This window comes from Marinomonas communis, assembly GCF_004363305.1.
Lineage (GTDB): Bacteria > Pseudomonadota > Gammaproteobacteria > Pseudomonadales > Marinomonadaceae > Marinomonas > Marinomonas communis.
Genome location: NZ_SNZA01000003.1, coordinates 325263 through 336808 on the forward strand (window position 1 = coordinate 325263; position 11546 = coordinate 336808).

At 44.2% G+C, this 11546-nt stretch carries 13 protein-coding genes and 1 pseudogene; 12 read left to right on the forward strand and 2 right to left on the reverse strand.

Annotation, left to right across the window (positions count from 1 at the left end; genetic code table 11):
- Positions 1-305: 305 nt before the first annotated feature.
- The 4 genes from betI to choV all read left to right on the forward strand — a co-directional run bounded on the left by betI (position 306) and on the right by choV (position 4039).
- Positions 306-890, forward strand: a complete 585-nt coding sequence (betI, locus tag C8D85_RS10555; protein ID WP_133562447.1) for a transcriptional regulator BetI — start codon at positions 306-308, stop codon at positions 888-890.
- A 105-nt stretch (positions 891-995) separates the two neighbouring features.
- Positions 996-1925 carry a choline ABC transporter substrate-binding protein gene (locus C8D85_RS10560; RefSeq protein ID WP_133562449.1) on the forward strand — a complete coding sequence of 310 codons (930 nt, stop codon included), beginning with the start codon at positions 996-998 and terminating at the stop codon, positions 1923-1925.
- 83 nt (positions 1926-2008) lie between these two features.
- The gene (gene choW, locus C8D85_RS10565; protein ID WP_133562451.1) at positions 2009-2854 is read left to right on the forward strand and encodes a choline ABC transporter permease subunit; all 846 of its coding nucleotides are present in this window, start codon (positions 2009-2011) and stop codon (positions 2852-2854) included.
- Between the two features lie 3 nt (positions 2855-2857).
- Positions 2858-4039, forward strand: coding sequence for a choline ABC transporter ATP-binding protein (gene choV / locus C8D85_RS10570; RefSeq protein ID WP_133562453.1), 1182 nt, complete (start codon positions 2858-2860; stop codon positions 4037-4039).
- An 87-nt stretch (positions 4040-4126) separates the two neighbouring features.
- Here choV and C8D85_RS10575 read toward each other — a convergent pair whose 3' ends face one another.
- Positions 4127-4918, reverse strand: coding sequence for a LysR substrate-binding domain-containing protein (locus C8D85_RS10575; RefSeq protein WP_133562455.1), 792 nt, complete (start codon positions 4916-4918; stop codon positions 4127-4129).
- A gap of 37 nt (positions 4919-4955) precedes the next feature.
- Positions 4956-5357, reverse strand: a pseudogene (locus C8D85_RS18285) (LysR family transcriptional regulator); the annotation flags it as partial.
- Between the two features lie 139 nt (positions 5358-5496).
- On the opposite strand from C8D85_RS18285, the gene ligA reads away from it, so the two are divergent.
- From ligA to C8D85_RS10620, 8 genes are all read left to right on the forward strand, one after another.
- Complete coding sequence (gene ligA / locus C8D85_RS10585; RefSeq protein ID WP_133562458.1) at positions 5497-5889, forward strand: protocatechuate 4,5-dioxygenase subunit alpha; 393 nt, start codon at positions 5497-5499, stop codon at positions 5887-5889.
- Positions 5889-6734: a class III extradiol dioxygenase subunit beta gene (locus tag C8D85_RS10590; protein WP_133562460.1), complete on the forward strand. Its 846-nt coding sequence runs from the start codon at positions 5889-5891 to the stop codon at positions 6732-6734. The genes ligA and C8D85_RS10590 overlap by 1 nt, the downstream gene beginning before the upstream one ends.
- Positions 6731-7438, forward strand: coding sequence for an alpha/beta fold hydrolase (locus C8D85_RS10595; RefSeq protein WP_133562462.1), 708 nt, complete (start codon positions 6731-6733; stop codon positions 7436-7438). Before C8D85_RS10590 ends, C8D85_RS10595 begins: the two co-directional genes overlap by 4 nt.
- Positions 7438-7887 carry a nuclear transport factor 2 family protein gene (locus tag C8D85_RS10600; RefSeq protein ID WP_133562463.1) on the forward strand — a complete coding sequence of 150 codons (450 nt, stop codon included), beginning with the start codon at positions 7438-7440 and terminating at the stop codon, positions 7885-7887. Before C8D85_RS10595 ends, C8D85_RS10600 begins: the two co-directional genes overlap by 1 nt.
- 127 nt (positions 7888-8014) lie before the next feature.
- The gene (locus C8D85_RS10605) at positions 8015-8995 is read left to right on the forward strand and encodes a TRAP transporter substrate-binding protein (protein WP_133562465.1); all 981 of its coding nucleotides are present in this window, start codon (positions 8015-8017) and stop codon (positions 8993-8995) included.
- A 3-nt stretch (positions 8996-8998) separates the two neighbouring features.
- Positions 8999-9508 carry a TRAP transporter small permease gene (locus C8D85_RS10610; RefSeq protein ID WP_133562468.1) on the forward strand — a complete coding sequence of 170 codons (510 nt, stop codon included), beginning with the start codon at positions 8999-9001 and terminating at the stop codon, positions 9506-9508.
- A complete protein-coding gene (locus tag C8D85_RS10615) occupies positions 9505-10809 on the forward strand; it encodes a TRAP transporter large permease (protein WP_133562470.1) in 1305 nt (434 codons plus the stop codon). Before C8D85_RS10610 ends, C8D85_RS10615 begins: the two co-directional genes overlap by 4 nt.
- A gap of 115 nt (positions 10810-10924) precedes the next feature.
- Positions 10925-11518: a HutD/Ves family protein gene (locus tag C8D85_RS10620; protein WP_133562471.1), complete on the forward strand. Its 594-nt coding sequence runs from the start codon at positions 10925-10927 to the stop codon at positions 11516-11518.
- The last annotated feature ends 28 nt before the right edge of the window (positions 11519-11546 follow it).

An 11546-nucleotide genomic window follows, 5' to 3' on the forward strand; every position in this document is an offset into this window, starting at 1 on the left:
ATACGCTAAAAACAGATCAATATTGATACTGCCATACATTGTGAAATTGATGACACAAAAAATATTCAATATGACGCTTTTGGATAAATTGTGTGTTTTATGTGCAAATTTGATGTTACCCCTGATTGGGATCAAGGAAAAATTTCAAAATTAATTTTTTCACTGTAACGCTTTAGTCATCAAGCCTTCACCGTAATCTAACCGTTAGACGACAACTATTTAGAGCTATTAAGGGTTGACCACTCCCTGACATTCTGTCTACTATAGTTTTTATTAAATGGTTGTTTAATTAAAAAGGAATCCAAATGCCAAAAGTTGGAATGCCGGAAATTAGAAAGCCTCAACTTATTGATGCAACCATTTCAGCAATAGATGAACTCGGTTTTCCGGGGGCAACGGTCAGCGTTATCAGCAAGCGAGCAGGTGTCTCACCCGCCATCATTAACCACTATTTCGGTGGCAAAGATGGGTTACTCGAAGAAACGATGCGTAGCCTGATAAAAGAATTTTTTGAAGTGTTACACGTAGAGCTGCAGTCTGCACGTTCCGGTGATACTTTCGAAAGAGCAATGGCGATAGTAAAGGCCAGTATTAGCCAATCTCAAACACGTCCCCAAGTGGTTAAGGCGTGGATGGGGTTTTGGGCTTCGGCCATGCACAAGCCAGCGCTATTTAGATTACAGAACGTTTACTCACGCCGATTACAAAGCTGTCTGGTAGTAGTGTTTCGTGAGCGCTTTGCAAAAGAGCGTGCACGAGAGATTGCCTATACAGTCGCCGCAATGATTGACGGTATGTGGCTTAGAGGCTCCCTAGCAGGGGGGATCGATAACCATCATGCTGCTGATCGTATCAACGAATACATTTCGTTGGTGTTAGCGCAGCGTTAGCTGAGGGAGCCTTGTAAAGGCTCTCAAATTCGGTGTGGTAAATGATTAATTTTTGAGATGAGTTATCGCTAACTCTGACCATAATATCCACAGGAGAAATAGATCATGTTGAAATTGAAACACGCTACACTTGCTATGTGCATTGCAGGCGCCTCTTCGATGGCGGCTGCTGACTGTTCGACGGTTCGCTTTTCAGATGTAGGTTGGACGGATATCACCGCAACAACTGCTATTACCTCAACTGTATTAGAAGGTCTAGGCTACAGCACGAAAACTCAGCTGCTTTCTGTACCTGTTACGTACACTTCCCTAGCGAACAACGATATCGATGTGTTTTTAGGCAACTGGATGCCAACTATGGAAGCGGATATCGCACCTTATCTTCAAGCAGGTACGGTGGAAGATCTAGGTCCAAACCTGACTGGAGCTAAGTACACGTTAGCAGTCAGCCAAGCTGCTTTTGATGGTGGTGTGAAGAGCTTTGCTGACATTGCCAAATATTCACGTGAATTCAATGGCCGTATTTACGGTATCGAGCCTGGCAACGACGGCAACCGTCTTATTCAAGACATGATTGACCAAAACGCTTTTGGCCTAGGTGATTTCCAGTTAGTTGAGTCAAGTGAAGCGGGTATGTTGTCACAAGTGAGCCGTAATGCTCGTCGTGATAAGTGGATTGTTTTCTTGGGTTGGGAACCACACCCAATGAACGCGAACTTTGATATGGCCTACCTAGAAGGCGGCGATGACTTCTTTGGTCCAAATTACGGTGGGGCTAACGTTCACACTAACGTTCGTAAAGGCTACATCCAAGAGTGTCCAAACGTAGGCAAACTGCTGACTAACCTAACGTTCTCTCTAGAGATGGAGAACGAAGTAATGGGCGCAATTCTAGATGATGGTGAGAAGCCAGAAGTCGCGGCTCAAAAATGGCTGAAAGCCAACCCAGCCGTGCTAACAAAATGGCTTGACGGCGTGAAAAGTACTTCTGGAGCAGAAGGCTTGAGCGCAGTAAAAGGCTCTTTGGGTCTGTAATCAATTGTCATGATGATGAAACAAAAACACGCTGCTACTAAGCAGCGTGTTTATGACGATATGAGTTATTTGGAGACCCTTATATGAACTGGCTAACAGAGCACAAAATTCCACTTGGCGACACCATGGAAACCTTTGTCAATTGGTTAATTGACGTCGCAGCTTTTTTCTTTGATTTTATTTCTATCACTCTTGAAACCCTAATTTTTGCCATGGTGGATGGCCTAGAATGGATGAACCCATTCGCGGTCGTGGCACTGGTGTTAGCCTTTGTTTGGTGGTTGCATCGAAGTGTCGGTATGATGCTGTTCGTCGCAGCAGCATTTTTACTGATCATGAACCTAGGCTACTGGCAAGAAACGATCCAAACGTTAGTTTTGGTTGTGACGGCGACCATGATCAGTGTCTTGATCGGTGTGCCAATCGGTATTGCTGCAGCCCATCGTCCATGGTTGTACACCGTATTGCGCCCGATTTTAGACTTAATGCAAACGATCCCTACGTTTGTGTACCTTATCCCAACATTGATTCTATTTGGTCTAGGTTATGTACCTGGATTGATCTCGACCATCATCTTTGCCATTGCTGCACCGATTCGTCTTACTTACCTCGGTATCAGTAAAGTTCCGAATGAGCTTCGTGAAGCGGGTCTGGCCTTTGGTTGTACGAAATCGAAACTGCTTTACAAGGTTGAGCTACCTGCCGCCATGCCAAGCATCATGGCGGGCGTGACGCAATGTATCATGCTGTCTTTGTCTATGGTGGTAATCGCCGCACTGGTAGGTGCGGACGGTCTTGGTAAACCAGTCGTACGTGCGCTGAATACGGTAAACATTTCCCAAGGCTTCGAAGCGGGTGTTGCCATTGTCTTAGTAGCAATCATGCTAGATCGTATCTGTAAAACGCCAAACTCAAAAGCGGAGGGTTAATCCATGCCAATGGTTCAAATTGAAAATCTAGACATTGTCTTTGGTAACCAAAAGCTGGAGTCATTGCGTTTATTGGATAAAGGCATGAGCCGTCCAGAGATTCTGGCACGCACAGGTGATGTTGTGGGTGTCCAAGATGCCACCATCTCTATTGAAGAAGGCGAAATCTGTGTCCTGATGGGGTTGTCAGGCTCAGGTAAGTCGACACTGCTTCGTGCTATCAATGGACTCAACAAAGTTGCCCGAGGACGCTGTCTAGTCAAAGATGGCGACCGCATGGTAGACATGGCGAAGTGTGACGAAGATACGCTACGCCATATGAGAACCAACCGAGTTTCAATGGTATTTCAAAGCTTTGCTCTAATGCCATGGATGACGGTGCTTGAGAACGTTGCCTTTGGTCTTGAGATGCAGGGTGTAGGTAAGAAAGAGCGTGAAGAGCGTGCACTGAAACAACTTAAGATGGTTGGTCTGTACGATTGGCGTGACAAAAAACCAGACGAGCTGTCTGGTGGTATGCGTCAACGTGTGGGTCTTGCTCGTGCGTTCGTGATGGACTCAGATATTCTGCTAATGGATGAGCCTTTCTCTGCGTTGGACCCTTTGATTCGTTCTCAGTTACAGGATGAACTGATTGAACTGCAAAAGTCTTTGAAGAAAACAATTGTGTTCGTAAGTCATGACTTGGATGAAGCACTCAAGATCGGCTCTAAAATTGCCATCATGGAGTCTGCACGCATTATCCAAGAGGACGTGCCAGAGCAGATCGTTTTGAACCCAGCCACAGAATACGTGGAAAAGTTTGTTGCACATACGAATCCGCTTAACGTATTACGTGGTAATGCTTTGATGACCCCTGTGGCTCAATTGGGCAAAATGGATAACCTGTACAAGCTGACAGATCATCTTTGGGCGGACCTACAAGATGGTAAATTAGAAAGTGCCAAGCTATATGGCGAGCCTGTAGCGATTGCTCGTTGGGAACACGGCATGGACATCGCTGATTTACCGGAAGACTCTGTCGTTGTGGCTCCAGTGGACATTTCCATGCGTGATGCAGTGGAAATTCGCTATCAGACGAAGTTGTCGATTCTGTTAGAAGAAAACGGCAAGTGTGTTGGCGTGTTATCGGACCACGATTTTTATCATGCCTTGCTTGGTAAGCACTTCAGTCGCGCTTCCTAAGCAAAATAGCATTTCTGCTATAAAAGCCTCTAGCATGGATTTGTTAGGGGCTTTTTTATGTCACTATGCTTTATATATCTTTCTAAATTACGGTTTGCTTGTCGACATCATTTTATTTTCAATGGTCAATTTTAGCTCACGAATAAAACAATCCGTGATCATTGATTGATGCTCTCGGTGTAATGTGATGCCTATTATGCAGCCATCCTCAGGCAAGTTGATTGCAAGCTTCTTAAGGTTTGGGTTTAACGTTTGAATGTTCCATTCATCATAAAACAGTAGGGCTATAGCATCACTATGAATGACCAGTTCTTCCGAAGAAGCAAATGTCAGCATTTCTAGTGCTTGAATGGGCGGTTTGTCATCAATACTATGGAACAGCTTTTCAAAGTATTCTCTAATAGGTGTCCCGTGTCTTGCTACGATCCAGCGCTCATCCGTTAGATCTTTAAGGCTTTTAACTTTCTCATGTATCGGATGATCTACTCGAGCAATCAAGGCATAACTCGCCTTTAATAATGGAATTTCAATCAGATCCGGATGAATTGGTCCACTTCTTAATAGCCCCAAAAAACAGTCGATCTCTCCTTGTACTAATGCGTTTGCCAGCATATGGTAAGGGCCTTGCATAGCTTGGAGACGAACACGTGGATGTTGTTTAAAAATTGAGGCGAAAGCAATAGGTACAATATCCTGGCAAGAAAAGGACAGCATTCCGACGGAAAGGCGGCCATTTAACTCATGTGAACGTGATTCCAACGCTGGTTTTAATGATTGAGCAATTGGCAGGATACGTAGATACAGAGAGGCCAATACCTTTGCAACACTCTTTGGAATCAAGCCATGGCGTGCACGGTGAAATAGTGGTTGCCTGATCATATTTTCCAACTCTTTTAAGGTCTTGCTGACTGCTGACTGCTGGCTGCGTGATACCTAGTATTTTTGCGGCACCTGAAGCGCTGCCTAATCGATTTACGGCTTCGACAATTATCAGATGACGCCATTCCAGATAGCTTGTGAGGGTTAAGGCCTTATTTGCCCCCACTTGAAGACGATCATTAGCTTCGCTAATTGCATTTAAAATCCGATGGCAGATGGAAATAATAATTTCACCATCAGTCGTCAGCTCCGCTCCGCTCCAACCTCGCGTAAAAATTTTTACCTGCAGCGTTTGTTCCGCTTGAGTAAGTGATCGTGACACACTAGGTTGGCTTAAATTCAATGAATCACTAGCGCTTTTCTCTGAGCCTTTTCTCATAATCTCATTGATCACTCGACATTGTTTCAAACTTAGAAAATCGTGATTACAAAAGGTCATTTTGATCCAGAGAGCTATATTGAATTTAAGATATAACCAAATTTTAGATGATGTTGTTAATAGTGCATAGGACAAATTCGATTTTGCTATGTAGCTTTAATCAAAACTAATAATCCACCTTTTAATGCGTTGGAAGATTATGAACTCTAATAATAAAAGCTATCATGACATTCCTGGGACAACCGTATTTGATGGTGAAATGGCCCGCAAAGGCTTTCATCTTAATCAATTTTGCATGTCCTTGATGAAAGCGGTTAATCGTGAAGCGTTCAAACAAAATGAGCGTGCTTATCTTGACCAATACCCGATGAGCGAAGAGCAAAAGCAAGCGGTACTAGACCGGAACTTTACTCAGTTAATTGCTCTGGGTGGCAATATCTATTATCTCGTCAAAATCAGCTCAGCCGATGGTTTAAGTGTCGCGGCAGCTGTCTCGACTATGACGAACCTCTCAACCGAAGAATACCTCGATATGATGCGCCAAGGAGGACGTCCTCCTGAAGGTAATCGTTATCCTAAGGAGCAACAGTAATGGCTAACATCCATGCGGGTCTTGGCACTTCACATATTCCACTGTTAGGTCGCATCATTGATATTGGTGATAGTGCAAAGCCTGACTGGACACCAGTTTTTTCAGGTTTTGAATTCACAAAGCAGTGGATCCAGAAGCAAGCCCCAGATGTGATTATTTTGGTTTACAACGACCATGCAACTACTTTTGATATGAAGTTTATTCCAACCTTTGCTATTGGCTGTGCCGAGGAATTTAAACCAGCAGATGAGGGTTATGGTGCGCGACCTGTACCGATCGTAAAAGGTGCACCAGAGTTAGCTTGGCATCTTACTGAGCAGTTGATTCTAAATGGCTTTGACATGACAGTAGTAAACGAGATGGATGTGGATCATGGTCTTACGGTGCCTTTGTCCATGGTATTTGGTCAAGTTGAGAAGTGGCCATGCCGAGTGATTCCTCTTGCTGTAAATACGGTGGTTTATCCCGCGCCAACAGGCGAGCGCTGTTTGGCTTTGGGAAAAGCATTGCGTAAAGCAATTGAGCAATTTCCAGCAGAATTAAATGTTCAAGTTTGGGGAACGGGTGGAATGAGTCACCAGCTATTAGGTGAGCGTGCAGGGTTAATTAATCAGCCGTGGGATATTTCATTTATGGATCGTCTCAAAGATAACGCTACTGAATTGGCAAAGATTTCTCAGGAGCAATACATTCGCGAGTCAGGAACAGAAGGCAGTGAAATGGTAATGTGGCTGATTATGCGGGGGGCCTTGAATCGAGTTAAAGAAGTTCATCGCCACTATCACGTTCCAGTATCGAACACAGCACTTGGTCACATTATTTTTGAAGAAGAGGAGTTGCCATGAAGCCGAAATTAGTCTGCTTGACTGGCCTGCTGTGTGATCGTTTTGTTTGGCAGGAAGTCGCTGAGCAGCTTCAATCAATAGCGGATGTTGAAGTTATTAGTTTTGCTGGGTTTGATGACCTAACGGTCATGGCACAACATGTTCTTAAACAGGTAGAAGGTGAGTTTGCATTAGCTGGACATTCGATGGGAGCGCGTGTTGCGCTGGAGGTTTACCATCTAGAACCAAATCGGATAACGCATTTAGCGCTACTCAATACTGGAGTCCACCCTAGATCGGACAAGGAGGTGCCTGGGCGAATGCGCTTACTAGAACTTGCACAAGAGCACGGAACTAAGGCGCTTGCAAAAGATTGGCTACACCCAATGATGTCGCACCAAAGCCTGAAAAATAATGTACTAATAGAAAAGCTTGAGAGGATGGTCAGTGCCTACTCGTTTGATGACTTCTCAAAGCAAATCAACGCATTACTGAATAGACCTAACGCCGAAGCTGTTTTGTCATCGGTAACGGTGCCGACTCTATTATTATCAGGTACAGAGGATAGTTGGAGCCCAGTATCACAGCATGAAGCTATGCAGAAAAAAGTAGAAAGAAGCGAATTAGTGGTGATTAACGATGTAGGCCACATGGCACCTGTTGAAGCCCCGGTAGAGGTTGCCGCTGCAATGCGGCATTGGTTGAGTGAAAGGAGCCGAGCATAGTGAATTCAGAAAATTTAGAAAGCATGCTTATTGAGTGGCAATGTTTGAAGCTGGTAAAGCGCACTGTAAATTTGTTAGATGAGAGGCGTTGGGAAGAACTTGCCAATTGTTATACCGAAGATGCGGTTTTATATCGGCCTAGCGCACCAAAGGTGAAGATTGTTGGCCGTAAAGCAATTTTAGAATCCTTTACTGAACGCCCATCAAAAGAAACCTGCCATATCCTAAGTAACATGGAGGTGCAATTACAAAGCCTATTTGCTGCTAGAGTGGTATCTCGTGTAGTGCTTTTCTCTGGTGATCAAAAAGCATCCGATCTAGAAACTGCTGTAACAGCAAAAGAGAGTGTTTTTATTGGGCGCTTTATTGATGATTTAAAGTATGTTGATGGCGAATGGAGAATAGCAAAGAGACAAGGATCAATTGAGCTAAATTACAAAGGGAGCTGATCCGGAATAGTCTAAAAAGCTTGTTGTATATGAATTAAAAATAGGGCGTACCGTAGGTTCGGCTCGTCCCAGGTCAAAAATAAAAAACGTCCTTAATGGGCACTAAGATCAATATGGGAGTATACATATGAACATCAGTAAACTGCTTGCTGCCAGTACGGCAGTGGTTGCACTATCTAGCCAAGTAACTGCTGAGGAATTGAAGTTTGCCAACTTCACTCCACCTTTCCATACCATAAATGCCTCAGTGATTGAAAAACTCAACACTGATCTATCTGCTGCGACTAATGGCTCACTGACCGTTCGTGGCTATCATGGAGGCGAGTTAGGCTCAGGTCCTGCGGAACAATATATTCGTGTTCTACAGGGAGCAGCAGATATGGCGTGGGGATTGCCAGGTTATACTTCCTCTCAATTTGGTAAAACGATGATTGCTGAATTGCCTGGGGCCATACCAGAAGATATGCCTGGTTACCAAGCTCTTTGGCGTGCTTATGCTGATAATCTTAGCCAAGAATTTCCTGGCACTAAGCCATTGGCTCTTTGGACCTCTGAGCCAAATATTTTCATCATGCGAAATAAGATCATTCGTTCGCCACAAGATTTAAAAGGGCTCAAAGTTCGTGTAGCTGGTGCCACCGCTGCTGAAGTGGCTAAAGCTTTGGGGGCGACGCCTGTTCAAATGCCAATTAGCCAAGTTTACAACGGGATGCAAACAGGTTTGATTGATGGCGTAATCACCGGAGCTTCTACACTAAAAGACTTTAAACTGGATGAAGTAGCAGACGCTCTAACGCTCGGCGCGCCATTGGGACGGTTGGCATTTTTTACTGTATTGAATGCTCAAGTATATAATAATTTAAGTGTTGAACAGCGTACCGCCTTAGACAATGTAAGTGGTGAAGGGCTTTCTCAAAGTGCTGAAGATGCTTGGCTCGAAACCGCTAATAAAGCTATGGCAGAAGCCAAAGCGGACTCCGCTAATACCATTGTAGAGCTTAGTGATGATGAGAAAGATGCCTTTATCAAAGCTGTTTCTGGTGTCGTGAAAAGCTATGTGAAAAGTGTCGATGGTGAAGATGCTTTAGCTGCGATGCAAGGCAAATAGGCTATGTTAACCACTATTAGAAAACTGGCGGATAGAGTGATTTCTTTGTCCGCTGCAGTTGGCGCTCTCGGTTTGATTTTTATTATGCTGGTGCTTCTAGCAGACGTGATTGGGCGAGCTTTCGGCTCGCCCATGTACGGCTCTCAAGACATCATTACTATGTCTATGACCATTGTGGTATTTGGAGCAATGGCTATTTGTGATCGCTCTGGTGGGCATATTGCTGTAGATCTATTTGAGCGAGTTTATCCTAGCCTTCTTAATCGTCTGATTGACATTGTTTCTGCAATACTTGGAGCTGTGATTTTTGTCGCTATTGCCTATGCGGTAAACGAGAGCGCCAAGCTTTCAGCTATGTTAAACCTATCGACCAACCTACTGCGTTTACCTAAAGTTTGGTTTCAAAATGGTTTGTCATTGTTTGCACTATTAACTGCTATTGGCATGCTGCTACGAGCATTAGAACTGATTTTTTCGGGACGAGATGTACGTAAAAAAGGAGATGTAGCATGAGTGCTTCAATGATTGGCATGCTCGGTATTTTGATCATGTTTATATTACTGGTACTTCGGGTACCAGTCGCGTTTGCTATGTTTGCGGTAGGCTTTGCTGGAATTACCATTTTAGACAGTAGCCGTTCAGCGTTTAGTTTACTTGCATCAGAAAGTTTTACCTTGGCGTCTTCACCAGAGCTAGTGGTCATTCCGTTGTTTATATTGATGGGGAATGTCGCATCGGCGACAGGTATGAGCCAACGACTTTACGATGCTGCTTATGCAATCATTGGGCAATTTCGAGGAGGGTTAGCCTCTGCAACAGTCATTGGTTGTGGCGGTTTTGCTGCCTTGTCTGGTTCTTCTGTTGCATCAGCGTTGACTATGGGGAAAGTAGCGCTCGGACAGATGGATCGGTTTAATTACAGTAAACGACTATCTACTGGTGTGGTTGCTGCAGGAGGAACTTTAGGGATCTTGATTCCACCTTCGACAGGCTTTGTTATTTATGCCATTTTGACTGAGCAAAGCATAGGGCGTTTATTTTTAGCAGGTGTTTTACCAGGTATCATGCTGCTGCTTTTGTTTATTGTGATGATTATGGTGATTTGCTACTTCAAGCCTGATTTTGGCCCAGCAGGGCCAAAAACGAATCTACGAGAGAAGAGCAAAGCAATACTGGGTGCGGGACCTATTGTAATGGTTATCCTGTTAACAATTGGTGGGATTTATGGAGGATTATTCTCACCTGTTGAAGCAGCGGCAGTAGGCGCAGGCTTTGTCATACTAGTCGGTTTCGCGGGGCGAACGCTGTCACTCAGAATGCTATGGCAAGCTGCGCGTGAAGCTGTGGTAACAACGGCAACAGTGATGCTAATTCTAATAGCTGCTCATATGATAAATCCGTTTATGGCTCTTAGTCACATTCCTACCGCTGTGGGCGAGTTCCTATCCATGCTGGATCTTGGTGTGATAGGAACGCTAATCTTAATCCTAATGATTTATCTAGTGCTTGGTTGTTTCTTGGAAGGTTTTGCAATGTTAGTGCTGACTTTGCCTATCTTCTTTCCGATCATTATGCAGCTAGGTATCGACCCGATATGGTTTGGTGTTCTGACTGTTTTGACTCTTGAAATGGGGCTGATTTCTCCTCCAGTGGGAATAAACGTATTTATTGTTAAGTCGGTTGCCCCTAAGGTTGAATTAGGCGACATTTTCCGTGGAGTATTACCGTTTTGGTTAATGATGGTTCTTGCGGTGGCTTTATTGTTAGCTTTTCCCCAAATTGTCTTAATTTTACCAAATACAATGTTTGGTTAATTCAGGTGAAATTATTTTAAAGTTATGAGTTCGTTTGAAACCAGTTTGTTTGGTTGTATATACAATTTCATGATGTATTATGAAATTGTATATGACCAAGTAAAATAGGGTTAAGATGAATCGATTTACACAGATGAAGTCCTCCGATACGTTCAAGCGCATGCCATGGAAAAATGGCTTAGGGGAGACATTAGAGATTGAGCGTTTTGATGATGCAAAAGGCTTGGCCTTTCGCATCAGCCAAGCGGCCGTTGTTGAGGACGGCGAGTTCTCGGACTTCTCTGGTTTACATCGAACTCTGATATTGATATCGGGTGCGGGGATGACATTGACGCACTCTGATAGCGAGCAACATGAACTTGTTCGCCTATTAGATATGGCCAAGTTTTCCGGTGGTGAGGTGACTCAAGCCAAGCTTCATCACGGTGCCATTGAAGACTTAAATATCATGGTTCGTGAAGATGATTTTCTTGCGGAAGTCAGTGCACTGTTGCCTTTAAGCGAACATCACTGGCAGGCTTCAGAGAACACTACCTATGTTGGTATTTATACGGTGAGTCAATGCACGTTCCGCTGCTTGATGACCAATGCCGAACAAACTCTTGAGGCGGGCGTCATGCTTAAGTTGGATAGCTCTGAGAACTTCGATCTTAGCTGGCTGACAGGACAGGCTGTTTTGATTAAAGTCCTCGCCAACGCCCCATCATAGAGCGTTGACGCATCATATTTAACCTAGG